We start from the raw sequence: 25255 nt of genomic DNA, 5'->3' as shown, positions 1-25255 counted from the left end.
GCGGTTCGCCCTGGGTGCGTCTGGCGCGGTTGGCGCGGCGATTGGGACGCAGAGGGGAAAAGTGCAGCACGAGGCAAGACAGCCAAAGCGGGGCTTCACTCACCGCTTTTGTGCCGGAATTGCCATCGGAAAGATGGCTATTGTAACCTCGCCAGACGTTGCGCTGAACCCGCCGGCCGCTCCCTCTGGTCCTCGTATTTCCTCGCTCTCCGCAGGTACCCCCGTTTGCCCTGCACGTTACGCGGCCGGTTCCGACGCGCGTGGGTACGGCAAGGGCAATGTGCCGGGGTGGCTATAATTCACGCATGACTCGTCCATCTCCCTCCCGTTTCCAGGTTGCCGTGGTCGGCGGCGGCATCGTCGGCAAGGCTTGTGCGTTGCTGCTGGCCCAGCAGGGCATGCAGGTGGCGCTGATCGCGCCGCGGCCCCGCGGGGCCGTGCCGGAGCCGGACCAGTGGGACAGCCGCATCTACGCCTTCTCGGCGAGTTCGCAGGCGTTGCTGGAGCAGTTGCGTGTGTGGGAGGCGCTGGATCCCGCACGGATGCAAATGGTGTCCGATATGCGTGTGTTCGGCGATGTGAGCGCAGCGCAGGCCGATACCCCGGCCGCCGGCGACCTGCATTTTTCGGCATATGCCGCGACCGTGCCGCAACTGGCCTGGATCATCGAATCCGGCCATGTCGAGCGCGTGCTCGATACCGCCTTGCGTTTCCAGCCACAGGTGCACTGGCATGACGATACCGCGGCGGCCTTCGCGCGCGACCACGAGGGCGCCACGCTGACGCTCGCCGGTGGCGACAAGGTGCGCGCCGCCTGCGTGGTGGGCGCGGATGGCGCGCGTTCGTGGCTGCGCGACCAGTGTCATATCGCAGTTGCGAAGCGCCGCTACCGCCAGCTCGGCGTGGTGGCCAATTTCGAGTGCGAGCTCCCGCATCAGGACACGGCCTGGCAGTGGTTCCTGGGTACGCCCCCCAAGCTGATGGCCGACGAGGAGCCCGCCAACGGCGAGATCCTGGCGCTGTTGCCTTTGCCCGGACGCCGCGTCTCCATGGTGTGGTCGGCCGAGGAGGGCCACGCGAGCGACCTGCTGGCGCTGTCTCCGGAGGCACTGGCTGATACCGTGATGCAGGCCGCCAGCGGCGCCGTGGGGCGCCAGTTCGGCGCGCTGCGCTGCGTGACGCCGGCGCAGGGCTTCCCCCTGGTGCTGCAGCGCGCCGAGCAGTTCGTCCAGCCGCACGTGGTACTGGTAGGCGACGCAGCGCACGTGGTGCACCCGCTGGCCGGCCAGGGCATGAACCTGGGTTTGCGCGATGTGGCGGAACTTGGCCGCGTAATGGCCGACAAAGAGTCTTTCCGTGGCGAAGGCGACCTGCGCCTGCTGCGCCGCTATGAGCGGGCGCGCGCCACAGACCTGCTTTCCCTGACGGCTGCCACCGATGGCCTGCACCGGCTGTTTTCCCTGCCTGGCGGCATCGCACGCGCAGTGCGCAATACCGGCATGAGGGCGGTGGGAGGGCAGCCGCTGCTTAAACGTTTTCTTATCGGGCGCGCGCTGGGCTGAGCCCCGAGCCCGTCTCACGCGTACCGAACCATCGATTCACTGGAGTCAACATGTTGCAATTCCTGCGCCGCCGTACCGCCCTGTCAGCCACCATCGTTGGCGGTTTGGCGGCTGCCGGCTTCGCGCTCCACGCCATGGCTGCCGGCGATCCCGGCACCGACCGCATCAAGGAATCGATGCAGAAGATGCTCGGCGGGCGCGCCGAAGTGAAGAGCGTGGCCAAGACCCCGGTGCCCGGCTTGTTCGAAGTCAATGTCGGCGGCCAGGTGGTCTATACGGATGCGACCGGCCGCTACATCATCAATGGCGAGATGGTCGACAGCAAGACCGGCACCAACCTGACCGAGGAGCGGCTGGCCGAAATCAACCGCATCAAGTGGTCGGACCTGCCGCTGGCGCGCGCCATCAAGTGGAGCAAGGGCGACGGCAGCCGCCAGGTGGCGGTGTTCTCCGACCCGAACTGCGGTTACTGCAAGCGCATCGAGCAGACCTTCCAGCAGATGGACAACATCACGGTCTACACCTTCCTCTATCCGGTGCTGTCGCCAGATTCCTCCGTGAAGGCCAAGCAGGTCTGGTGCGCAACCGACCGCACCAAGGCCTGGCGCGACTGGATGCTGAGCCATGTGGCGCTGACCGGCAACGGCAGCTGCAAGACGCCGGTGGATGACAACCTGGCGCTCGGCCAGAGCCTGAATATCACCGGTACCCCGGCAGTGTTCTTCATGGACGGCACCCGCATCCCCGGCGCCGCGGACGTTGCCACGCTCGAGCGCAAGCTCGCCAGCCTCAAGAAGTAAGCACTTGGCGCCGGCGGCCTCCCGGCGCTGCCGTGCCGGGGGCGTCCGGATGTCTTTCATCAAGAATCCGAAGGAGACACCATGACGTTCCAGGCTTTGCTGCTGACCCAGGCGGACGGCGCCACCCAGGCCGCCGTTACCGCGCTCGATGAATCCAGCCTCCCCGCCGAGGGCGACGTGCTGGTCGCCGTCGATTACTCCACCATCAATTTCAAGGACGGGCTGGCCATCACGGGCCGCTCGCCGGTGGTGCGCAAGTGGCCGATGGTCGCGGGCATCGACGGGGCCGGCACGGTGCTGGAATCCACGCATCCGCGCTGGAAGGCCGGCGACAAGGTCGTGCTCAACGGCTATGGCGTGGGCGAGACGCACTGGGGCTGCCTGGCGCAGCGCGCGCGCCTCAAGGGCGACTGGCTGGTGGCCTTGCCGGATGCCTTCACCACGCGGCAGGCCATGGCCATCGGCACCGCGGGCTATACCGCCATGCTGTCGGTACTGGCGCTGGAGCGCGCCGGGGTCAAGCCGGGCGATGGCGAGGTGCTGGTGACCGGTGCCTCGGGCGGGGTGGGCTCGGTCGCCATCGCGATCCTGTCCCGGCTGGGCTATCGCGTGGTGGCGTCCACCGGCAAGACTGCCGAGGCTGACTTCCTCAAAGCGCTGGGCGCGGCGGATGTCGTCGACCGCACCGAACTCGGCAAGCCGAACAAGCCGATGCAAAAGGAGCGCTGGGCCGCGGTGGTGGACTCGGTGGGTTCGCATACGCTGGTCAACGCCTGCGCGCAGGTGCGCTACGGCGGCGCCGTGACGGCCTGCGGGCTGGCGCAAGGACTGGACTTCCCGGGCTCGGTGGCGCCCTTTATCCTGCGCGGCATCACGCTTTACGGCATCGATAGCGTGATGGCGCCGATGGCGCGGCGCGAGGAAGCCTGGCAACGCCTGGCGCAAGACCTGGAGCCGGATCGCCTGCGCGCCATTACCCGCGAGATCGGCTTGTCCGAGGCGATCGAGGCTGGCCGCAAGATCGTCGATGGCGGCATGCGCGGCCGCGTGGTGGTGAACGTCAACGCCTGAGCCGGCGCGGGGTCCGGGGCAGGCGGGGCCGGGCATGGCGCTACAATCACGCTCATGAAGCCGATCCATTACGCCATCGCCCCGCTTCAACCCGAAGCGCACTTGTTCGCCGTCACTGTCACGGTCGACGCCCCCGATCCCGCCGGCCAGCAGTTCTACCTGCCGGCGTGGATTCCCGGCAGCTACATGATCCGCGACTTCGCACGCAATATCGTGCGCATCCGCGCGGATGCCGGCGGCAAGCCGGTGGCACTCGCCAAGCTCGACAAGCAGAGCTGGCAGGCGGCGCCGGTGGACGGGCCGCTCGCGCTCAGCTACGAGGTCTACGCCTGGGATCTGTCGGTGCGCGCCGCGCACCTCGACGCCACCCACGGATTCTTCAACGGCAGTTCCGTGTTCCTGTGCGCCGAAGGGCAGGAAGATCGTCCCTGCACGGTGGACATTCATGCGCCAGCCGGCGAGGCCTATACCGGCTGGCGCGTCGCCACCGCCATGCGCGAAGCGGCTGGCCGCGGCGGCGCCAAGCGCTACGGCTTCGGCCGCTACCAGGTTGCCGACTACGACGAGCTGGTCGACCACCCGGTCGAGATGGGCAACTTCACCATGGGCAGCTTCCGGGCCTGCGGCGCCCAGCACGACGTGGTGTTCACGGGCCGCGTGCCGCAACTCGACCTCGACCGCGTGTGCCGCGATCTGAAGCAGATCTGCGAAGCGCAGATCCGGCTGTTCGAGCCCAAGACGGAAAAAGCACCGTTCCTCGACAGCAACCGCCGCTACGTGTTCATGACCATGGTCACCACCGACGGCTACGGCGGGCTGGAGCATCGCGCCAGCACGGCGCTGATTTGCGGGCGCGCGGACCTGCCGGCGCTTGGCAAGGAGGAGGCCACCGAGGGCTACCGCACCTTCCTCGGGCTGTGCAGCCACGAATATTTCCACACCTGGAACGTCAAGCGCGTCAAGCCCGCGGCCTTCGTGCCGTACCGGCTGCGCGAAGAAACCTATACGCCGTTGCTGTGGCTGTTCGAGGGTTTCACCAGCTATTACGACGACCTGATGCTGGTGCGCAGCGGCCGCATCACCGAGAAGCAGTACGTGGAGCTGCTGGCCAAGACCTGGAACGGCGTGCTGCGCGGCAATGGCCGCACCAAGCAGAGCGTGGCCGAAAGCTCTTTCGATGCCTGGACCAAGTACTACCGCCAGGACGAGAACGCGCCCAACGCTATCGTCAGCTATTACACCAAGGGTTCGCTGGTGGCGCTGGCGCTGGATCTCACCATCCGCGCCAGGACCCGCAACCGGCGCTCGCTCGACGACATCATGCGCGCGCTGTGGCAGCGCTATGGCAGCGGCTTCTATGCGCCGGGCGCGCAGCAGCGCGGCGTCACCGAGGCGGAGCTGCATGCCTTGTTCGACGAGGTCAGCGGCCTGCGCCTGGGCGCGCTGCTGCGCTCGCTGACCGAGGGCACCGGCGAGCTGCAGCTGGCGGCGCTGTTCAAGCCTTTCGGCATCAAGGCGGTGCCGGCCAAGCCGGAGCGCAACGCCGCGCTCGGCATCAAGACCAAGAACGAAGACGGCTGGGTGCGCGTGACCCAGGTACTCGATGGCGGCGCGGCGCAGGCGGCCGGGCTTTCGGCGGGCGACCTGCTGGCCGCGGTGGATGGCCTGCGCGTGGCACCGGGGCAGCTCGACAAGCTGCTGGCGCGCTACCGCACCGGCGACAGCGCCGAATGCCACGTGTTCCGCCGCGACGAGCTGCACGTGCTGCCGCTGACCTTCGCGCGCGAGCCGGCGGCGCAGTACACCGTGACGGCCGAAGGCGGCCGCCAGGCCATGCGCGCGCGCTGGCTGGGCCTCTAGGCCGGTAAGGACCACACGCCGCCACATGCAATACGCGCACGACGCCCGCACCTTCGTCTATTCGCATTACGTCTATCGCGGGCTGCGCTCCGCGACCGGGGTGATCGGCGCCACGCTGATCGCCATGCAGTTCACGGACCTGCCCACCGCCATGGTGGTGTCGATGGGCGCGCTGTGCACCAGCCTGATGGACCTGCCCAGCCCGTTCAGCCACAAGTTCAATGAGATGCTGGCCAGCGTGCTGCTGTGCACGGCGGTGACCTTGCTGGTGGCCATGGCCACGCCGTTCCCGCGCGTGATGCCGCTGGTGCTGGTACTGGTGACCTTCATGGCCGGCATGATGACGGTGTATGGCAACAAGACCCTGCCATTGCAGTTCTCGGCCTTGTTTGTCATGACGCTGACCATCAACGAGGACTTCGTGGTGCGGCGCGCGTTCGAGCATGCCTTGTTGTTCGGCATTGGCGCGGTGGCCTACATGGCCTACGCGATGGTGGTGAGCTGGGCAACGCAGCGGCGCACCAAGCAGCAGGTGCTGGCCGAGGCGCTGTACGAGATGGCGGGCTACCTCCAGATCAAGGCGGGCTTTTACGATGCCGGCAATGACTACGAGGCGCAGTTCAACCAGCTGGTGCGCCAGCAGATCGTGGTGGCGGAGCGGCAGCAGGCGGCGCGCGACCTGGTGCTGCGCGGCAACACCACCACCCACGACGGGCTGCTGGTGCAGGTCCATTTGCGCATGCTGGACCTGTACGAGTACATCCTTTCCACCAATACGGATTACCCGCTGCTGCGCCAGACCTTTGCCGGCACGCCGGTGCTCGATCACCTGAGCCGGCTGGTACAGCTGATGTGCAAGGATGTGGAAGGGATCGCCTACGACATCACGCGTGGCCGGCCTTCCTACGCCACCGTGGACTACCGCCAGGAGCTGCGTGCGGTCGAGCACGAGATCGCGCAGCTGCGCCATCACCACATCAACGCCGCGGCGATGACGGCGGTGGCGGAGACGCTCGACATGATCAAGGGCGCCATCGTGCTGGTGGAACAACTGCACGAGGCGTCGCGCACGCCGGTGGAGCCCAGCAAGGTGCTGCCCGGGCCGGACATGACGCCCTTCCTCACGCGCCAGCGCTACGAGCTCAAGGTGCTGCGCGACAACCTGCACTGGAAATCGCCCGCCTTCCGCTTTGCGGTGCGCATCACCATGGCGGTGGGGGCGGGGCTGTGGATCGCCGATCACCTGCCGTATGTGTCGCACAGTTACTGGATCCTGCTGACCATCATCGTGATCCTGAAGCCCAACTTCAGCATGACCAAGCAGCGCTACAACGATCGCCTGATCGGCACGCTGATTGGCTGCGTGATCGCGGTAGCCGTGCTCAGGGTTGTGCACCAGCCGCTGATCCTGCTGGGCGTGCTGTTCCTGGCGCTGGTGGCGAGCACGGCGTTTTCCACCATCAAGTACCGCTACACCGCGGTGGCGGCCTGCGTGCAGGTGCTGATCCAGATCAACCTGCTGATGCCGGGCAGCCCCACCGTGGCTGGCGAGCGGCTGATCGATACCGTGATCGGCGGGCTGATCGCCACGGTGTTCAGCTTCGTGCTGCCCAGCTGGGAATACCGCGCGCTGCCCGCGCTGGTGGAGACCGTGCTTGAGGTCAACCGCCGCTACATTGCCGCCACGCGCGACCTGCTGCTGCGCGTGGCCAAGGACGATTTTGCCTACCGGGTGCAGCGCAAGCAGTTCATGGACAGCCTGTCCGCGCTGATTGGTTCGTTCCAGCGCATGCTCGACGAGCCAAAGAGCCGGCATCGCGCGGTGGACAACCTGAACCGCTTTATCGTGCAGAACTACCTGGTGGCGGCGCACGTGGCCGCGGCACGCATCCAGGTGCGCGAGCATTATGGCGAGCTGGATTTGCCGGCCGCCGAAAGCGCTATCCGCCAGGCCACCGATGCCGCTGTTCACAGTCTGCAACTGGCCAGTGAAAGGCTGGCCGAGGGCGATCGCTTCGGCGGGCGTGGCGCGGGATTCATTCGTCCGGCGAAGGGCAAGGCGGCGGTAAAGGAACCGAAGGCGGCTGACGTGGCCAACGAGAGCACCGGCGCCGCGATGGCAGGCGCTGCCGGGGTCGCCGTTGCGGGCGTAGCCGCCAGCGTCTCCGATGCCCATGCGGCCCGGACCGCCGACCTGGCGCTTGCCGCGGCCACCGCCGATGCGCCGCCGCCGTCCGAAGACGCCAGCGAGCGCCGTGCCCGCCTGGCCGATTCGGCCGACCGCCGCCGCGCCGATGTGCTGGTGCATGCCGCAGCGTCGGGCGAGCTGACACGCGCTGCCAGCGAAGCCGGCGGCACCGCCAGTACGGCCAGCTCAACCGGCCGCACCGCCAATGCCGTCCTGGAGCGCCGCCTGCGCGCGTTGCGCGAGGACACCGCAAAGATCGCCCTGCGCACCGGCGCGATCGGCCGCGCGATGCGGGAGCGCTAGGCTACCGGGCCGCCGGGCCAAACGCAATCAGGGCTGGGTGTCCGTGCCCGCGCCCGGCGCCGGCTGCTCTTCCCGCGGCAGCGTCAGCATGCCGCTGTTGTAGCTGTATTCATAGACCTCCCCGTAGCGCCCCCATTCGATGCCGATGGTCAGCACGCGCTTGGCTTCTTCCGGTTTGAGGAAAGCCTCGAGTTCCCGCAGCACGTGTTCTTCGCGGATCTCGCCGTCCTCGGACTGTTCGAGCTCGCGGCGGATGTGCGCGGCCAGTGCCACGTGTTGCAGCAGTTGCCTGCCGAACAGCACCTTGCGCTCCGGTGGCTCCGTCTCGTAGTAGGCGCGGCCGAGGTCGGTGGCGTTGATGTCGCCGCGTTCGATGGTCGCCAGCTTCAGCAGGTGCAGGGCCTCGCAGGCGGGCAGCAGGTCATCGTCGGTGAGGCTGGCTTCCTCGGCCAGGTGCGGCAGGTCGGCCCGGCCGAAGAAAGGCGCTTCGCAGAGCAGGTCGAGAATGGCCTCCATCTGGCTGATGTCGGCGTCCGGCAGGCGGTAGCCGATGTCCTGGGCCGCCGCCAGCGCGGGCGCGCGTGGCTCAAGCGCCGCGGGCGACGTCATCAGCGTGTAGACCTCGTCGATCAGCGCGCGTACCTGCGCCGAATCGCGGTTGCGCGGGCGCGGGAACGGGATCTTCACCTCGGCGCGGATGCGGCCCGGATCGCTCGACAGGACTACGATGCGATCGGCCATCATCACCGCTTCTTCGATATTGTGCGAGACGATCAGGATGCACTTGATATTGGTGCGGCCGTCTTCCCACAGGTCGAGCATCTCGTCGCGCAGGGTCTCGCCGGTCAGCACGTCGAGCGCGGAAAAGGCTTCGTCCATCAGCAGCAGGTCGGGTTCGGTCACCAGCGCGCGGGCAATGCCGACGCGCTGGCGCATGCCGCCGGAGAGTTCGCGCGGCAGCGCGCTGTTGAAGCCCGACAGGCCAATCATGTCGATCGCCGCCTCGGCCCGGCGGCCGCGCTCCTCCTTGTGCACGCCCTGGGCTTCCAGCCCCAGTTCCACGTTCTGCTGCACGGTCAGCCACGGGAACAGCGCGAACGACTGGAACACCATGGCGATGCCTTCGGCCGTGCCGCGCAACGGCTGCCCGCGAAAATGCACCTGGCCGCGATCCGCGCCTACCAGCCCGGCCATGATGCGCAGCAGCGTGGACTTGCCCGAACCGGACTTGCCCAGCATGGCGACGATCTCGCCGCGCTTGAGGGTCAGGTCCACGCCTTCGAGCACCGCGCGGTCGGTACGGTCCGCGGTGCGGAAGATTTTCGAGACGCCGCGCAGTTCGATGACGGATTCGACTGCGTTTGCGATGGGGCTTGCCATGATGATGTTCCGTTCGAGTTCAGGGCTTTGCCGCCTGTACGGCTTGTATGGCTTGTGCGGCTTGTGCGGGTCAGAGGCGCGTGCGTTCCTGCGCGAGCAGGTACAGGCGGTTCCACAGCAGGCGGTTGAAGCCCACCACGAACACCGCCATCACGCCGATGCCCAGCGCGATGCGGGGAAAGTCGCCCTTGGCGGTCATTTCCGCGATATAGCTGCCCAGGCCGGTGGCGACCAGCGTGCGGTCGCCCCAGGTGACGTATTCGGAGACGATACTCGCATTCCATGAGCCGCCCGCCGCGGTCACCAGGCCGGTCAGCAGGCTGGGGAACACGGCCGGGATCAGGAAGCGCTTCCACAACAGCCAGCCGCGCAGGCCAAAGTTGCGCGCCGCCAGTTTGAGTTCGGTGGGGATGCCGGAGGCGCCGGCAATCACGTTGAACAGGATGTACCACTGCGTGCCGAAAATCATCAGCGGACTCAGCCAGATTTCGGGGTTCAGGCCGAAGCGCACGATCAGCATCACCACCAGCGGGAACATCAGGTTGGCCGGGAAGGCGGCCAGGAACTGCGCCACCGGCTGCGCGATGCGCGCCACCTTCGGGTTCAGGCCGATGCGGATGCCGATCGGCACCCAGATCACCGCCGCCAGCGCGATCAGCACGATCACCCGCACCATCGTCAGCGAGCCCAGCCACAGCACATGGCCCACCTCCGCCCAGCCCACCTCCGTACGCACGAAATGCATCACGCGATACAAGGCCGCCACCGCGATCAGGATGATGACGAGATTGCTCAGGCGCTCGAACCACAGCGCGCGCCGGTCATCGCTGGCTTTGGGGTCCACTGCCTTGCGGCCCGAGCGCCAGGCCAGCGTGCGTTCCGCCAACGCTGCCGTGCGGCCCAGCAGCATGCGCACCCATTCCGAGCGGCGCAGCAGGTTGAGCAGCCACGATTGCGGCTCGCTTTCCTGTGCCATGGTCTCGAAGCGGAAGCGGTCGGCCCAGGCGATCAGCGGACGGAAGAACAACTGGTCATAGAGCACGATGCCGATCAGCATGGCCAGGATGGCCCAGCCGATCGCCGCCAGGTCTTGCTGCTGGATCGCCAGCGCGATGTAGGAGCCGATGCCCGGCAACCGGATGTCGTTGCCCGACACCGAGATGGCCTCGGAAGCCACCACGAAGAACCAGCCGCCGGACATCGACATCATCATGTTCCACAGCAGGCCCGGCATGGCGAAGGGCACTTCGAGGCGCCAGAATTTCTGCCACGCCGAGAGCCGGAACATGGCGGCCGCTTCCACCAGGTCGGTCGGAATGGTGCGGATCGACTGGTACAGGCTGAACGCCATATTCCAGGCCTGCGAGGTGAAGATGGCGAAGATGGCGGCGCACTCGACGCCTACCAGGCTGCCGGGGAACAGCGCGATGAAACCGGTCACGGTGATCGACAGGAAGCCCAGCACCGGAATCGATTGCAGAATGTCCAGCGCCGGGACCATCACTTTCTCGGCGGTGCGGTTCTTGGAGGCCAGCGCGGCAAAGGCAAAGGTGAACAGGAGCGACGCCATCAGCGCCACCAGCATGCGGATGCTGGTGCGCATCAGGTAATACGGCAGGTAGGCGATGTCCAGATGCACCGCCAGCGGCTCGCCGGGCTGGTAGGGCACGTTCATTTGCCGGGCGGCAAAGGCCACCAGCACGATCACCGCCAGGATGATGGGCAGYAGCGCCAGGTCGAATCGGTTCGGCGGCGCGGTCAGCAACTGGCTGGCATAGCCTCGGAGTGTGACCGAGCTGGCCTGGTCGTGTTCGGCTTGCTGCATTATCTTGACAGTGGATCGTTGAGCGGTTGCCGGTGCGGGGCCGGCTGGCCCCGGGGCCTGGATGGATCGGCGGCGCGCGCGTGGCGCCGCGCCGGCGTTGGCGGAGAGCGGGATTTGCAATGATGCCGCAACGCCGGGCGCATCGTTGTGCTTTTGGCGTTACCCGTGTTGGGGTGTCCTTACTGGTAACGCTTGGGATCGCAGTCTAGTTTACTTGTGATGCATGCCGCGGCTGTTTCAGCCGCCGCGTCGGGCAAGGGGAACCCAGATGGAAACATGGCACATCGTGGTCAAGGGGCGGGTGCAGGGCGTGGGCTACCGCGCGGCCTGCGCAGGGCAGGCCGGGGCGCTCGGGCTGGGCGGCTGGGTGCGCAACCGGCAGGATGGCTCGGTGGAAGTGATGGCCTACGGGCCGCCTGATCGGCTGGAGGCACTTTGCGCCTGGATGCGGCGCGGGCCGCCAGCCGCGCAGGTCAGCGCGCTGGTGGCGCTGCCCGGCGCGGGCGAGTTCGACGATTTCGACTGCCTGCCGACAGCCTAGCGTCCGGGGTCAGTTGGCGCGCCAATCCACCGGTGCGGCGCCGTGCCGCTGCAGCCAGTCGTTGGCCAGCCGGAAATGTCCGCACCCCAGGAAACCCCGATGCGCCGAAAGCGGCGACGGGTGCGGCGCTTCCAGAACGCAGTGCGAGCCGGCCAGCAAGGGTTTCTTGGCCTGGGCGTGGCYGCCCCACAGCAGGAAGACCAGGTTGGGGCGGGCGGCGGACAAGCCCTGGATCAGGCAGTCCGTTATCGCTTCCCAGCCGCGCTTGGCGTGGCTGGCGGCTTGGCCTTGCTCCACCGTGAGCACGGTGTTGAGCAGCAGCACGCCCTGGCGCGCCCAGCCTTCCAGGTTGCCGGAGGTGGGCGCCGCCGTGGCGCCGTCACCGTATTCCGCGGCGATCTCCTTGAAGATATTGCGCAGGCTGGGCGGCACGCGCACGCCGTCGGGTACCGAGAAGGCCAGCCCGTGCGCCTGCGGAATCTCGTTGCCGTTGACCACGCCAGTGCCGTGGTAGGGATCCTGTCCGAGGATGACCACCTTGACGGTCTCGGGCGGCGTCAGGTGCAAGGCGTGGAACACCTCATGCGGAAAGACGGGCTTGCCGTTGGCACGTTCGCCGTCGACGAAGCTGGCCAGTTCCCGCCAGCCGGCCGTGTTCATGCAGGGGGCCAGCAATTCGCGCCAGGCAGCCGGCAGCGCCGCGGCTTGCGCGGACAGGCTGGCGGCGGCCGGAGCGGGGGCGGCATCGGCAACGGCCGGGGCTGCGAACAGGTCGGCCTGTACGCTGTTGTGCTTGCTCATGCTGGAGGAATACCTGGTTCTTTGTTGGGAGGGGCCGAGGAGGGCGCCGGCGCGACGTCAGGCGCGGCCCGCTCCGGCCGCGAGCCGGTAGCCGCGTGCGGCTTTGCTCTGGTCGGACGGCTTAAGGGGCGCGACATGCTGGAGGCGCAACGCCAGTGCGCGCAGCGCGGCCTCGGCTTGTTGCTGCGTGGGCGCCTGTCCGGCATCGCCGGGAAGCCACTCAAGCTCCAGTTCCCGGATCGTCTCTTGCTCGGCGCTCGCCGGCGCCGAAATCGTTCCGACGTCGAGTGCGGCCTCGATACGAACGCCATCCTGTTCGACCAGCCAGGTGCGCCGCGCGAAATCGGTGCGGAATACCGGCGCCAGTGTTGCGGCGAGCGGCGTCAGCAAGGCGCGGGCTTCGGCCGGGAAGGCGTCGAGTTCGATGGCTTCGGCGGCCACCTTGGTTTCCCACTCGTGGCGGGTGGCCATGCCGGCCTCGCTCTTGCCGGCGGTCTTCAAGGTCTGCAGCCATTGCTCGCCGTGGCGGCGCAGCCGCAGGGCGGCACGGGCGCCGGCCAGGTCGCGCGCGGGGGTGTCGAGGTAGACATTGAGCAGGGTGTGCTCGCCGCGCGCCTGGCCTTGCGCATCCAGCCAGGCCGCGAGCGCCGGCATGGCGCCGTCCGGCACCGCCAGTTTGAGTTCGATTTCCTGGGCCATTTTGGTGTGTGCTTCCCGCTCAGGCAAACAGGCGTGCCAGCTCGGCACCGGGGTCGGGCGCGCGCATGAAGGCCTCGCCCACCAGGAATGCATGCACATTGGCGTCGCGCATGCGCTGCACGTCGTCCGGGCCGAGAATGCCGGATTCGGTCACCACCAGGCGGTCTTCCGGGATGCGCGGCAGCAGGTCCAGCGTGTTGTCGAGCGTGACTTCGAACGTGCGCAGGTTGCGGTTGTTCACGCCCAGCAGCGGCGTCTTCAGGCGCAGCGCGGCATCCAGCTCTTCGCCGCCGTGCACTTCCACCAGCACGTCCATGCCAAGCTCATGGGCGCAGGCTTCGAGTTCCGCCATCAGGCCGTGGTCGAGCGCGGACACGATCAGCAGGATGGCGTCGGCGCCCCAGGTGCGGGCTTCATAGACCTGGTAGAGGTCGATCATGAAGTCCTTGCGCAGAGCCGGCAGCGGGCAGGCGCCGCGGGCGCGCTTGAGGAAGTCGGCGTGGCCCTGGAAGAAATTCACGTCGGTCAGCACTGACAGGCAGGCCGCGCCATGGCTGGCATAGCTCTCGGCAATCGCCTCCGGCACGAAATTCTCGCGCAGCACGCCTTTGGAGGGGGAGGCTTTCTTCACTTCGGCGATCACCCCGGCGTCACCGGCGGCGATCTTTTCGCGCAGCGCGCGCTCAAAGCCGCGCGGCGCCAGGCCCGGCTCGCCGCGCAGGCTCTCGGCCTCGGCGCGCAAGCTGGGCAGGTCGCGCTTCTTGCGCGCCGCGTTCACTTCGTCGGCCTTCACGGCCAGGATCTTCTGCAGGATATCGGACATGCGGTAATTCTCTCGCTCGACGGATGGGCTACGGGGCCGGCTTATTTGAACTGCTGCGTGGCGCGCACGAACTGGTTGAGCTTCTCGCGCGCCGCGCCACTGGCGATGGCTTCGCGCGCGCGCTGGATGCCGTCCTCGATCGAGGTGGCCACATTGGCCGCGTATAGCGCGGTGCCGGCATTGAGCGTGACGATCTCGCGCGGAGTGCCTGGCACGTCGGTCAGTGCTTCGAGCAGCATCTCCTTGGACTCGGTGGCATCAGCCACCTTCAGGCCGCGATTGGAGATCATCTGCAGGCCGAAGTCCTCGGGGTGGATCTCGTACTCGCGCACCTCGCCGTCCTTCAGTTCGCCCACCAGCGTGGCGGCGCCCAGTGAGACTTCGTCCATGCCGTCCTTGCCGTAGACCACCAGTGCATGCCTGGCGCCCAGGCGCTGCATCACGCGCACCTGGATGCCGACCAGGTCGGGGTGGAACACGCCCATCAGGATATTGGGCGCGTCTGCCGGATTGGTCAGCGGGCCCAGGATATTGAAGATGGTGCGCACGCCCATTTCCTTGCGGATCGGCGCCACGTTCTTCATGGCCGGGTGATGGGTGGGCGCGAACATGAAGCCGATACCGGTCTGCTCGATGCACGCGCCGACCTGTTCCGGCGTCAGCATGATATTGACGCCCAGCGCTTCCAGCACGTCGGCGCTGCCCGACTTGGAGCTGACGCCGCGGTTGCCGTGCTTGGCGATGCGCGCGCCGGCGGCGGAGGCGACGAACATCGACGCCGTGGAGATATTGAAGGTGTGCGAGCCATCGCCACCGGTGCCGACGATGTCGACGAAGTTCTCGCGGTCCTTGACGGGCACCTTGTTGGCGAACTCGCGCATCACCTGCGCCGCCGCCGAGATCTCGCCGATGGTCTCCTTCTTGACGCGCAGCCCGGTCAGGATGGCCGCCGCCATCACCGGCGACATCTGGCCCTGCATGATCTGCCGCATCAGGTGCAGCATCTCGTCATGGAAGATCTCGCGGTGTTCGATGCAGCGGGTCAGGGCTTCCTGGGGCGTGATGGACATGGCGGTTTCCGTCTTGATATTTGATGGCGCGGGCGCGTTCGGCGTATCGAGCAGTCTCATCGCGGCGCCTTGATGAAGTTGGCCAGCAGCGCATGGCCATGCTCGGACAGGATGGACTCGGGATGGAACTGCACGCCCTCGACGGCTAGCGTCTTGTGGCGCACACCCATGATTTCGCCATCCGGTGTCCAGGCGGTCACTTCCAGGCAATCCGGCAATGTCTCGCGCTCGATCGCCAGGGAATGATAGCGCGTCACGTCGAAATGCTTGGGCAGGCCGGCGAAGACGCCTTCCTGCGTGGTCTCGATGCGGCTGACCTTGCCGTGCATGACCTGCTTGGCGCGGATCACCTTGCCGCCGAAGGCCTCGCCGATGGCCTGGTGGCCCAGGCACACGCCCAGCATCGGGATGCGGCCGGCAAAGTGCTGCAGCGTCGCCACGGAGATACCGGCTTCCTTCGGGCTGCACGGGCCGGGCGAGACGCAGATATGGTCGGGCCTGAGCGCCTCGATCTCTTCCAGCGTGATTTCGTCGTTGCGATAGGTGCGCACGTCGGCGCCGAGTTCGCCGAAGTACTGGACGAGGTTGTAGGTAAACGAATCGTAGTTGTCGATCATCAGCAGCATGGCGGTTCCCCTGTTCCCTTTACCTTAGATATCCGAATCCAGGCCGTCCTGGACCTGCTCGGCGGCGCGGATCACGGCGCGCGCCTTGGCTTCGGTTTCCCTCCATTCGGCTTCGGGGTCCGAGTCCGCAACGATGCCGGCGGCGGCCTGCACATAGAGATTGCCGTCCTTGACGATGCCGGTGCGGATGGCGATCGCCAGGTCCATTTCGCCGCCGAAGGACAGGTAGCCCACCGCGCCGCCATAGATGCCACGCTTGCGCGGCTCCAGTTCGTCGATGATCTCCATCGCATGCACCTTGGGCGCGCCCGACAGCGTGCCGGCCGGGAAGGTGGCGCGCAGCACGTCCAGGTTGCTCATGCCGGGCTTGAGCGTGCCTTCCACGGAACTGACGATGTGCTGCACGTGGGAGTACTTCTCGATCACCATCTGGTCGGTGACCTTGACCGAGCCGGTCTCGGCGATGCGGCCGATATCGTTGCGCGCCAGGTCGATCAGCATCACGTGCTCGGCGATTTCCTTCGGGTCGTTGAGCAGTTCGGTGGCGAGCTGCGCGTCCTTTTCCGGCGTGTTGCCGCGCGGGCGGGTGCCGGCCAGCGGACGGATGGTGACGATGTGATCCTCGCGCTGGTCGCCATTGCTGCCAACCCGGCGGGTTTCCTGCCGCACCAGGATCTCGGGCGAGGCGCCCACGATCTGGAAGTCGCCAAAGTTGTAGAAGTACATATAGGGCGACGGATTCAGCGAGCGCAGCGCGCGGTACAGCGTCAGCGGCGAGTCGCGGTACGGCTTGACCAGGCGCTGGCCGATCTGCACCTGCATCATGTCGCCGGCCATGATGTACTCCTTGGCCTTGTGCACGGCGGTGAGGTAATCGGCCTTGTCGAACTCGCGGTAGACGTCGGTCTGCACCGAGGGGCTGGTGATCGGCACATCCACCGGCTGGCGCAGCTTCATGCGCAGCTCGCGCAGGCGCTGGCGGGCACGGGCGTAGGCCTCTGGCGTGGTCGGGTCGGCGTAGACGATCAGGTAGAGCTTGCCTGACAGGTTGTCGATTACCGCCAGCTCTTCGCACAGCAGCAGCTGGATGTCAGGCAGATTCAGATCGTCCGGCTTTTGCGTGTTGGCCAGCTTCTTTTCGATATAACGCACGGCATCGTAGCCGAAGTAGCCAGCCAGGCCGCCGCAGAAGCGCGGCAGGCCGGGGCGCAGCGCCACCTTGAACCGCTTCTCGAAATCGGCGATGAAGTCGAGCGGGTTGCCTTCATGGGTTTCCACCACGCGGCCGTCGGTGACCACTTCGGTGCGCATGCCGTGGGCGCGCAGCAGGGTGCGGGCGTGCAGGCCGATAAAGGAGTAGCGGCCGAAGCGCTCGCCGCCCACCACGGATTCCAGCAGGAAGGTGTTGACCCCGCGCGTTTGCGACTGCGCCAGCTTCAGGTACAGCGACAGCGGCGTTTCCAGGTCGGCGAAGGCTTCGGCGATCAGCGGGATGCGGTTGTAGCCCTGCTCGGCCAGCGATTTGAATTCCAGTTCGGTCATGTCGATCCTCTTGTGCTGCGGCGCCTGCGTATCAGTATGGCGCACGCCGCGATGTCGGCAACTTGGGGCTGGAAGGTCGTCAGACCCGCCCCGGAGAGACCATGGCGCGGACGAGTGTCCACGCACGGCCGGGGTGGGCGTGCAGCGCGTTCGGGTGACACCGGCGCAAGGCTGGGATGTCGGGCGGCTGGAAAATCAGTGAGGGTCCGGCAACCTGCCGGTCTGGCCGGCCCCATCCTGGTACGGATGCATCGCGGGGATGCGGGAAGGGGGCGGTCAGGAGACTCGCGAACGCACTTTACGCCTGTTGGGAGGCGCGCCAGCGACGCCAGGGCCAGGCCTGCCGATCACTGCCAGAAGAGATGCGTTTGCGGTTCAGAAACATGAAATCGTGTTCAGCGATTTATGGTTTGGGTGTTTGGCGATGCTGGTGTCCGACGGCCGTGGCCGCCAGGGTCATGTCCGATGTGCCGCAAAAAGCTCCGCAGCCAGGACAATGGAATCGACTATACCATCGGCGTCGACGCCTTGTACAGGATTGCCATGGTTGTAGCCATAGGGCACCAGGAGCACTCCCATGCCCGCCGCGCGCGCTGCCTGCGCATCGTTTTCCGAGTCGCCGATCGCCGCCATCTGGGCCGGCTCCAGCCGGAACGCATCGGCCACCTTGAGCAGCGGCAGGGGATCCGGCTTGCGCAGGGCGAAGGCGTCGCCACCGTAGACCAGCTCGAAGAAGCGCCCCAGGCCTGTCTTCGCGAGTAGCGGCTCGGTGAAGTTGTGTGGCTTATTGGTTACGCAGGCCAGCCGCAGGCCTGCTGCCTTCAGCGCCGCCAGCCCCTCGGTGACGCCGGCGTAGACTCGCGAGAACTGGCCATTGATGCGCAGGTATTCGCGGTCGTACAGGGTCAGCGCATCCGCGAACATCCCATTGGCGTGGGCTGGCGAGAAGCGCGCGTCAAGCACGCACCGGATCAGGTTTTCCGAGCCCTTGCCGACGAAGCTGACGATTTCCGCCTTGCCCATCGGCTCGGCGCTGCCGAGTTGCGGATGCAGGTGGACCAGCGCCTTGAGCATGGCATTGACCGCGGCATGGAAGTCGCCCGCGGTGTCCACCATGGTGCCGTCCAGGTCGACAATGACGCCCCGGATACCGCGCCAGTCGGTGCGTTTAGGCTGGACCACGCTCATTGGCCAACCTTGGCCAGTTCGGCGCGCATGGCCGACAGCACGCCCTTGTAGCCGCCATCGGCGTCCGGCTTGCTGAACACGGCCGAGCCGGCGACAAAGGTGTCGGCGCCGGCCGCGGCAATCTCGGCGATGTTGTCCACCTTCACGCCGCCGTCCACTTGCAGCAGGATGCGACGGCCGGTGCGCTCGGCGTAGGCGTCGATACGCTTGCGGGCCTCGCGCAGCTTGTTGAGCGTTTCGGGAATGAAGGACTGGCCGCCGAAGCCGGGGTTGACCGACATCAGCAGGATCAGGTCGATGCGGTCCATCACGTGGTCCAGATGGTGCAGCGGCGTGGCCGGGTTGAACACCAGACCCGCCTGGCAGCCATGATCGCGGATCAGCGACAGCGTGCGGTCGATATGGTCGCTGGCCTCCGGGTGGAAGGAGATGATATTGGCGCCGGCCTTGGCGAAGTCCGGGACGATGCGGTCCACCGGGCGCACCATCAGGTGCACGTCGATCGGGGCGGTCACATGCGGGCGGATCGCCTCGCACACCAGCGGGCCCACGGTCAGGTTCGGCACGTAATGGTTGTCCATCACGTCGAAATGGATCCAGTCGGCGCCGTCCGCGGTCACGCGCCGCACTTCCTCGCCCAGGCGGGCAAAGTCGGCGGACAGGATGGACGGGGCGATGCGGTAGGTGGGCGTGCTCATGGCGGGGCTCGGAGGAGGGTGCTTCAAGGGGAAGGCGGTATTTTACCCTCCCCGCGCAGCGTGGCGCTGCCCGCAGGCGGGCAACTCGCGGCGGCTTTGCTTGCCGCCCCCGGAGCCTTGCCGCACAATGCGGCTACCCTGATCCCGCCTGCGATGTGCCGACAATGAGCGAATACGCGTTTTCCGTGGCTGTACGGACCCAGTACCTGACCGACCAGTCAGACCCCGAGCGGGGGCGCCATGCCTTCGCCTACACCATCACGATCCACAATACCGGCGAGGTGGCGGCGCAGTTGATCTCGCGCCACTGGGTCATTACCGATAGCGACAATGGTACCCAGGAAGTGGCCGGCCTTGGCGTGGTCGGGCACCAGCCGCTGCTCAAGCCGGGCGAGCATTTCGAATACACCAGCTGGGCCACCATCTCGACGCCGGTGGGCTCGATGAAGGGAGAGTATTTCTGCGTGGCCGAGGATGGTCATCGCTTCGAGGTGCCGATTCCGGAGTTTGCGCTGGTCCTGCCGCGCATGCTGCATTGAGGCGCGCCCGCCGGGGCGGGGCCGGGCTGCAATGCGTGCAAGGCTGCCCGCCGGCGCGGCGCGGAACCTATTGGCCCGGCGTGCGGTCCTGATCCTGTCGGGTATGGGCAGCGTCCTGGCCGGCACGTGAAGGATGATTGTCCGGAGCGCGGCTTGGGCGCGGGTTTTTCTTGGCCGTGCCCATGGTCCAGAGCACGATAAAGATCAGCAGGAAGAGCGCCAGTCCGGCCTCAAGGGCGAACAGCAGCATGGGATGGGCTTCGAAAAACTTGCTCATGACAGGGCGACAGGGCTACGTGGAGGCGACGGTGGGCATTGTAGGCCATAGCCCGCCACGGCTGGCCGTGGCATCCGCTGCATCCGCGACAAGCTGAGTTTTCATCCAATCAAGATGGCATACCTGCATTCCTTTTTCCGTTTTCCATTTTCTCCCCCCCGGGCCTCGGCCGCACAGGCACGCAAGGAGGCCGGCGGGTGCCGGCTCGGCTGGCTGGGGCTGGCCGCCGCGGCCTCGCTGCTGGCCGGCTGCATGAGCGGTCCGCCGCCCCGCGTCGAGGGGCCCGGGACGCGGCCCGTGACACCGCCGACCGGTTCCACGCAGAAGGGCGTCCTGCAGGCCGCCAACTGGAACGAGATCGGGGGCTGGGGCCAGGACGACGTGCGCGCCGCCTGGCCGGCGCTGCAGGCCAGCTGCCAGGCCTTGAAGAAGCGCGCCGAATGGAACCGCGTTTGTGCGCTTGGCATGCTGGTCGATGCCGGCGACCTGGGCGCCATGCGCGCCTACTTCGAATCCAACTTCCAGCCCTTCCGCGTGGTCAACGGCGACGGCACCGACAGCGGGCTGATCACCGGCTATTACGAGCCGATCCTGCATGGCGCGCGCACGCGCCAGGGCCAGTACCAGATCCCGCTGTACCGCAAGCCGCCCCAATGGGCCAACCGGCCGCTGCCGGCGCGCGCCGAACTGCTGCAGAACCCGGCGCTGCGCGGCCAGGAGCTGGTCTGGGTGGACGATCCCGTGGAAGCCGCCTTCCTGCAGATCCAGGGCTCAGGCCGGATCCGCCTGCAGGACGGCAGCGTCATGCGGGTGGGCTTCGGCGGTACCAATGACCAGCCGTTCCGCTCCTTCGGCAAGTGGCTGCTCGACCGTGGCGAGATCACGCCGGCGCAGGCCACCATGCAGGGCATCAAGGCCTGGGCGCGCGCCAATCCGGGCCGCGTCGAGGAAATGCTCAACGTCAATCCGCGCTTTGTGTTTTTCCGTGAGCTGCCGGCCAACAACGATGGGCCGGTCGGCGCACTGGGCGTGCCCCTGACTGCGGAGCGCTCCATCGCGGTAGATCCCGCCACCATTCCGCTGGGCGTGCCGGTCTTCCTCTCCACCACCAGGCCGCTCTCCACCGAGCCGATCCAGCGCCTGATGTTCGCGCAGGATACGGGGACCGCCATCAAGGGGGGCGTGCGCGCTGACTTCTTCTGGGGCGCCGGGGATGCGGCGGGCGAAACCGCCGGCCGCATGAAGCAGGGCGGGCGCATGTGGGTGCTGATGCCGCGTAGCTAGGCCGCCGGCCGGCCAGTCCTGGCCGGCCACGGGCTTTCAGCGCGGGCGCTGGTCGACGATGCGCCGCGCCTTGCCCACGGAGCGCTCCACGCCACCGGAGGGCAGGATCTCGATGCTGACGGTGACGCCGATATAGGCCTTGATGTCGTAGGTCAGCTGCTTGTTGGCCTGCTGCGCGGCCGCAGGATCGACGCCATGCGCGCATTCCACGCGCACGGTCAGCACATCGAGATGGCCGTCCTTGCTCAGCACGCACTGGTAGTGCGGCGCCAGTTCAGCATGCTTGAGGATCAGTTCCTCGATTTGCGAGGGGAACACATTGACGCCCCGAACGATCATCATGTCGTCGGAGCGGCCGGTGATTTTTTCCATCCGGCGGAAGGCCGGGCGGGCGCTGCCGGGCAGCAGGCGGGTCAGGTCACGGGTCCGGTAGCGGATGATCGGCAGCGCCTCCTTGGATAGCGAGGTGAAGACCAGTTCGCCAAACTCGCCATCGGGCAGGACTTCGCCAGTGACCGGATCGATCACTTCCGGATAGAAATGATCTTCCCAGATGGTCGGGCCGTCCTTGGTCTCGGCGCACTCGTTGGCCACACCCGGCCCCATCACTTCCGACAACCCATAGATATCCACCGCCGAGATGCCCATGCGCTTCTCGATGGCCAGGCGCATCTCGGGCGTCCAGGGTTCGGCGCCGAAGATGCCGACCCGAAGCGAGGTGGACGCGGGATCGATGCCCTGGCGCTCGAATTCGTCCGCGATGGCCAGCATATAGCTGGGCGTGACCATGATCACTTCGGGCTTGAAATCCTGTATCAGCTGAACCTGCCGCTCGGTCTGGCCGCCGCCGAAGGGGATCGCTGTGAGCCCCGCTTTTTCCACTCCATAGTGCGCGCCCAGGCCGCCGGTGAACAGCCCGTAGCCATAACTGATATGCACCTTGTCGCCGCGCCGGGCTCCTGCCGCGCGGATCGAACGCGCCATCACCGTGGCCCAGGTGTCGATGTCCTTCAGCGTATAGCCCACCACCGTGGGCTTGCCGGTCGTGCCCGACGAGGCATGGATGCGCGCCACACGGTCCTGCGGCACGGCAAACATGCCGAACGGATAGTTGTCGCGCAGGTCCTGCTTGGTGGTGAAGGGAAAGCGGGCGAGGTCGGCCAGGGTCCGCACCTGGTCCGGATGCACGCCGGCGGCGTCGAACTTGGCACGGTAGACCGGCGAGTTCTGGTAGGCGTGGTTGAGCGACCATTTCAGGCGTTCCAGCTGCAAGGCCTGCAATTCGTCGCGGCTGGCGGTCTCGATCGGATCGAGCGGCAGATCTGTCAGGCGCGTCATAGTGTCTCCTGCGCGTGGGGGCTTATGTATTGGTGTGTCTATGTCGATGGATTCACGCCGGTTCCGGCGGGGTAACCACATGCCCCTTGATCTGGGCGGACTTGCCGCGGAACATCGCCACCACTTCGCCCGCACGGTTGATTACGCGGATATCGTAGATGCCATGCCTGCCCGACAGGACCTGTTCCGTGGCTTCGGCGGTCAGCACGTCGCCATCGTGTACGGGTTTGAGGAATTCGATGCTGCAGCCCGCGGCCACCGTGTTGATATTGTGACTGTTGCAGGCGAAGGCAAAGGTCGAATCGGCCAGCGTGAACATCAGGCCGCCGTGGCAGATGCCGTGGCCGTTGAGGAACTCCTGCCGTACCGGCATGGACAGGCGCGCGTAGCCGGGCCGTACGGCCTCAAGGGTAATGCCCAGCCAGCGGCTGCAGGCATCGGCTTCGTACATGCTGGCGGCGGCCGCTTCGGCAAGGGCCTGGGGATTGTGGGTCAAGCTGGTCTCCTGTCGGGGGCGGGGAGGGTGGATTACCGGTGGGGGCCGGCCTTAGCGGCCGGTGAAGCGCGGCGCGCGCTTTTCCAGGAAGGCGTTCACTCCCTCGGCATAGTCATGCGAGGCGCCCAGTTCGCGCTGCAGGTCGCGTTCCAGGTCGAGCTGGACGTCGAGCCCCTGGCTTGCGCCGGCGTACATCGCCTGCTTGATGGCTGCCAACGCCCGCGTCGGCTGAGCCGCCAGGTGGGTGGACAGGGCCAGCGCTTGCTCGGGCAGCAGGGGGTCGTCCATCGCCTCCCAGATCAGCCCCCATTTCTCGGCCTCTTCCGCGCTGAGCTTGTCGCCCGTCATGGCCAGGCCCATGGCGCGCGCCATGCCGATGCGTTTGGGGAGCAGCCAGGTGCCGCCGGAATCCGGGACCAGCCCGATTTTGACGAAAGCCTGGATGAAGCTGGCGGAGCGCGCCGCCAGCACCATGTCGCAGGCCAGGGCAAGGTTGGCACCCGCGCCGGCCGCCGTGCCGTTGACAGCGGCGATCACGGGCAGCGGCAATTTTTGCAGGCGCCGGATCAAGCGGTTGAACCACACATCGATCAATTCGCCCAGATCCGTCATCGCACCGGGTGTGAAATCCAGGTCGGCCAAATCCTGTCCCGCGCAGAAGCCACGCCCTGCGCCGGTCAGCAGCAAGGACCGCGCGCCGCCGGCCTCGACATGGTCGAGCGCCTGCTGCAGCACGGCGTGCATCTCGCGGGTGAAGCTATTGAGCTTGTCGGGGCGATTGAGCGTGATAACCGCTACCTGGCCGTGCCATGCGAGCAGTATCGGGCCGGAAGTCAGGCTGACCTGTGGGGGCATTTCTGGCATCTTTGTCTCCTGCCATGTTTGTGGCTGCTATGTCTGGTGGTACGCCGGCGCTCCCTTATATATAGACGGAAGCGGAGCGCCGTTTAAATAAACCGACCAGTCGGTCGGCGAATGGTAGCACTAATTTCCACGCGCGAGTATTGTCTCGCTGGGTAACGAATCGATCCACTTCCAAGAGGAGAGCACATGTCGTACGAGAACATTCTGGTGGAGACGCGCGGCCGCGTAGGCCTGGTGACGTTGAATCGCCCGAAGGCCCTGAACGCGCTTAACGACGCGCTGATGGATGAACTGGGCGCGGCCCTGCTTGCCTTTGATGCCGATGAGGCCATCGGCAGCATCGTGATTACCGGCAGCGAGCGTGCCTTTGCCGCGGGCGCGGATATCGGCATGATGGCCAAGTACTCCTATATGGATGTGTACAAGGGGGACTACATCACGCGGAATTGGGAGGCTATCCGCCGCGTCCGCAAGCCGGTGATCGCGGCGGTAGCGGGATACGCGCTGGGCGGTGGCTGCGAACTGGCCATGATGTGCGACATCATCATCGCGGCCGATAGCGCCCGCTTCGGCCAGCCGGAAGTCAAGCTGGGCACGATGCCCGGGGCCGGCGGCACCCAGCGCCTGCCGCGCGCCGTGTCCAAGGCAAAGGCCATGGACCTGTGCCTGACCGCGCGCATGATGGATGCGGCGGAAGCCGAGCGTGCAGGCCTGGTGTCGCGCGTGGTTGCGGCCGACAAACTGCTCGACGACGCCCTGGCCGCCGCCGAGACCATCGCCGGCTTCTCGCTGCCAGTGGTCATGATGATCAAGGAGTCGATCAACGCCGCTTACGAGACGAGTCTTTCCGAAGGTGTTCACCTTGAGCGCCGCCTGTTCCACTCGACCTTCGCGACTGAGGACCAGAAGGAGGGAATGGCCGCATTTGTGGAGAAGCGCGCGGCCAATTTCCAGCATTGCTGAAAACTTGATAGGTAAATACCCGAGTAACCTTATCGGGTACTCATCTTCCCGATGCGGCTGGAAAGGGCATATTTTCTTTATAGATCAATGGGTTGATTTCGATCGCCAAAAACCTCTCTCATACTTGTGTGACAAAGCTGTTGCCAAGTTGGGTTGATCCCCTTAAGATTCGCCCCCTCGCAACACAACTACCGCGCTGCAAAGCAGGCGGGACAAGGGTTGCGGGGTTGGCAGGGGTGGTTGGCGGCGCGAAAGGCGCGGCGAACTGAAGTAAAAAAACCTGTTGACGAAACGCTGATTGCTCTTCATAATCTCGTTTCTCTGCTGCAGCAAACGCAGCGACGCGGTGAGCAAAGCGAACCGCGGCCAGTTCTTTAACAAACAAACAACCGATAAGTGTGGGCGCTTGATAGCGGATGCGGAAGACTTCGGTCTTTTAGCTTACAAGTTATAAAGTGCTCGCACAGTAAAACATGTTGGTTATGTCCGGGGTGCAAATCACGGATGTAGCCAGTCA

At 66.4% G+C, this 25255-nt stretch carries 23 protein-coding genes; 9 read left to right on the top strand and 14 right to left on the bottom strand.

Annotated elements, in window-relative coordinates:
- The first annotated feature begins 305 nt into the window (after nucleotides 1–305).
- From AC1DN0_RS12570 to AC1DN0_RS12550, 5 genes are all read left to right on the top strand, one after another.
- A complete protein-coding gene (locus AC1DN0_RS12570) occupies nucleotides 306–1562 on the top strand; it encodes a UbiH/UbiF family hydroxylase (RefSeq protein WP_441634153.1) in 1257 nt (418 codons plus the stop codon).
- Between the two features lie 50 nt (nucleotides 1563–1612).
- Nucleotides 1613–2362 carry a DsbC family protein gene (locus AC1DN0_RS12565; protein ID WP_441634151.1) on the top strand — a complete coding sequence of 250 codons (750 nt, stop codon included), beginning with the start codon at nucleotides 1613–1615 and terminating at the stop codon, nucleotides 2360–2362.
- 81 nt (nucleotides 2363–2443) lie between these two features.
- Nucleotides 2444–3433: an acrylyl-CoA reductase (NADPH) gene (acuI, locus tag AC1DN0_RS12560; RefSeq protein ID WP_045238857.1), complete on the top strand. Its 990-nt coding sequence runs from the start codon at nucleotides 2444–2446 to the stop codon at nucleotides 3431–3433.
- Between the two features lie 54 nt (nucleotides 3434–3487).
- Entirely contained in the window at nucleotides 3488–5293 is a 1806-nt protein-coding gene (locus tag AC1DN0_RS12555; protein WP_441634148.1) for a M61 family metallopeptidase, read from the top strand.
- 25 nt (nucleotides 5294–5318) lie between these two features.
- Nucleotides 5319–7784, top strand: a complete 2466-nt coding sequence (locus tag AC1DN0_RS12550) for an FUSC family protein (protein WP_441634146.1) — start codon at nucleotides 5319–5321, stop codon at nucleotides 7782–7784.
- A 27-nt stretch (nucleotides 7785–7811) separates the two neighbouring features.
- Here AC1DN0_RS12550 and AC1DN0_RS12545 read toward each other — a convergent pair whose 3' ends face one another.
- Nucleotides 7812–9164 (bottom strand): ABC transporter ATP-binding protein, encoded by a 1353-nt coding sequence (locus AC1DN0_RS12545; protein WP_441634144.1) that lies wholly within the window; start codon nucleotides 9162–9164, stop codon nucleotides 7812–7814.
- Nucleotides 9165–9234: 70 nt separating this feature from the next.
- A complete protein-coding gene (locus AC1DN0_RS12540) occupies nucleotides 9235–10989 on the bottom strand; it encodes an ABC transporter permease (protein WP_441634142.1) in 1755 nt (584 codons plus the stop codon).
- Nucleotides 10990–11257: 268 nt separating this feature from the next.
- Between AC1DN0_RS12540 and AC1DN0_RS12535 the strand changes: the two genes are divergently transcribed.
- Nucleotides 11258–11530, top strand: a complete 273-nt coding sequence (locus AC1DN0_RS12535; protein ID WP_441634140.1) for an acylphosphatase — start codon at nucleotides 11258–11260, stop codon at nucleotides 11528–11530.
- Between the two features lie 9 nt (nucleotides 11531–11539).
- Here the strand turns inward: AC1DN0_RS12535 and AC1DN0_RS12530 are convergent, their stop codons facing one another.
- From AC1DN0_RS12530 to rpe, 8 genes are all read right to left on the bottom strand, one after another.
- Nucleotides 11540–12331, bottom strand: a complete 792-nt coding sequence (locus tag AC1DN0_RS12530; RefSeq protein ID WP_477145753.1) for a uracil-DNA glycosylase — start codon at nucleotides 12329–12331, stop codon at nucleotides 11540–11542.
- A 57-nt stretch (nucleotides 12332–12388) separates the two neighbouring features.
- A complete protein-coding gene (locus tag AC1DN0_RS12525; protein WP_441634136.1) occupies nucleotides 12389–13030 on the bottom strand; it encodes a CYTH domain-containing protein in 642 nt (213 codons plus the stop codon).
- A gap of 19 nt (nucleotides 13031–13049) precedes the next feature.
- Nucleotides 13050–13853: an indole-3-glycerol phosphate synthase TrpC gene (trpC, locus tag AC1DN0_RS12520; RefSeq protein WP_441634134.1), complete on the bottom strand. Its 804-nt coding sequence runs from the start codon at nucleotides 13851–13853 to the stop codon at nucleotides 13050–13052.
- A 41-nt stretch (nucleotides 13854–13894) separates the two neighbouring features.
- Entirely contained in the window at nucleotides 13895–14923 is a 1029-nt protein-coding gene (gene trpD / locus AC1DN0_RS12515; RefSeq protein ID WP_477102476.1) for an anthranilate phosphoribosyltransferase, read from the bottom strand.
- Nucleotides 14924–14979: 56 nt separating this feature from the next.
- Entirely contained in the window at nucleotides 14980–15549 is a 570-nt protein-coding gene (locus AC1DN0_RS12510; protein ID WP_441634130.1) for an aminodeoxychorismate/anthranilate synthase component II, read from the bottom strand.
- A gap of 24 nt (nucleotides 15550–15573) precedes the next feature.
- Nucleotides 15574–17091 (bottom strand): anthranilate synthase component I, encoded by a 1518-nt coding sequence (trpE, locus tag AC1DN0_RS12505; RefSeq protein WP_045238889.1) that lies wholly within the window; start codon nucleotides 17089–17091, stop codon nucleotides 15574–15576.
- A 456-nt stretch (nucleotides 17092–17547) separates the two neighbouring features.
- Nucleotides 17548–18279 (bottom strand): phosphoglycolate phosphatase, encoded by a 732-nt coding sequence (gene gph / locus AC1DN0_RS12500; protein ID WP_441634128.1) that lies wholly within the window; start codon nucleotides 18277–18279, stop codon nucleotides 17548–17550.
- Nucleotides 18276–18977 (bottom strand): ribulose-phosphate 3-epimerase, encoded by a 702-nt coding sequence (rpe, locus tag AC1DN0_RS12495; RefSeq protein ID WP_045238867.1) that lies wholly within the window; start codon nucleotides 18975–18977, stop codon nucleotides 18276–18278. Before rpe ends, gph begins: the two co-directional genes overlap by 4 nt.
- Before the next feature lie 164 nt (nucleotides 18978–19141).
- Here rpe and apaG point away from each other — a divergent pair, with 164 nt between their 5' ends.
- A complete protein-coding gene (gene apaG, locus AC1DN0_RS12490) occupies nucleotides 19142–19516 on the top strand; it encodes a Co2+/Mg2+ efflux protein ApaG (protein ID WP_035872641.1) in 375 nt (124 codons plus the stop codon).
- A 67-nt stretch (nucleotides 19517–19583) separates the two neighbouring features.
- Here the strand turns inward: apaG and AC1DN0_RS12485 are convergent, their stop codons facing one another.
- Complete coding sequence (locus tag AC1DN0_RS12485; protein ID WP_441634123.1) at nucleotides 19584–19793, bottom strand: hypothetical protein; 210 nt, start codon at nucleotides 19791–19793, stop codon at nucleotides 19584–19586.
- A 114-nt stretch (nucleotides 19794–19907) separates the two neighbouring features.
- Between AC1DN0_RS12485 and mltA the strand changes: the two genes are divergently transcribed.
- Nucleotides 19908–21077 (top strand): murein transglycosylase A, encoded by a 1170-nt coding sequence (mltA, locus tag AC1DN0_RS12480; protein WP_441634121.1) that lies wholly within the window; start codon nucleotides 19908–19910, stop codon nucleotides 21075–21077.
- 36 nt (nucleotides 21078–21113) lie between these two features.
- Here the strand turns inward: mltA and paaK are convergent, their stop codons facing one another.
- Genes paaK through paaG form a run of 3 tightly spaced genes read right to left on the bottom strand, consistent with a single transcriptional unit; the run spans nucleotide 21114 to nucleotide 23766 of the window.
- Nucleotides 21114–22415, bottom strand: a complete 1302-nt coding sequence (gene paaK, locus AC1DN0_RS12475) for a phenylacetate--CoA ligase PaaK (protein ID WP_441634119.1) — start codon at nucleotides 22413–22415, stop codon at nucleotides 21114–21116.
- 52 nt (nucleotides 22416–22467) lie between these two features.
- A complete protein-coding gene (gene paaI, locus AC1DN0_RS12470; RefSeq protein ID WP_441634117.1) occupies nucleotides 22468–22911 on the bottom strand; it encodes a hydroxyphenylacetyl-CoA thioesterase PaaI in 444 nt (147 codons plus the stop codon).
- 51 nt (nucleotides 22912–22962) lie between these two features.
- The gene (gene paaG, locus AC1DN0_RS12465) at nucleotides 22963–23766 is read right to left on the bottom strand and encodes a 2-(1,2-epoxy-1,2-dihydrophenyl)acetyl-CoA isomerase PaaG (protein ID WP_441634176.1); all 804 of its coding nucleotides are present in this window, start codon (nucleotides 23764–23766) and stop codon (nucleotides 22963–22965) included.
- Nucleotides 23767–23961: 195 nt separating this feature from the next.
- On the opposite strand from paaG, the gene AC1DN0_RS12460 reads away from it, so the two are divergent.
- Nucleotides 23962–24738 carry an enoyl-CoA hydratase gene (locus tag AC1DN0_RS12460; protein WP_441634115.1) on the top strand — a complete coding sequence of 259 codons (777 nt, stop codon included), beginning with the start codon at nucleotides 23962–23964 and terminating at the stop codon, nucleotides 24736–24738.
- Nucleotides 24739–25255: the final 517 nt, after the last annotated feature.

The organism is Cupriavidus sp. 05N39, from assembly GCF_056397325.1.
Note: the sequence above shows the minus strand (reverse complement) of the source record. Positions and strands in the feature narration are given on the sequence as shown.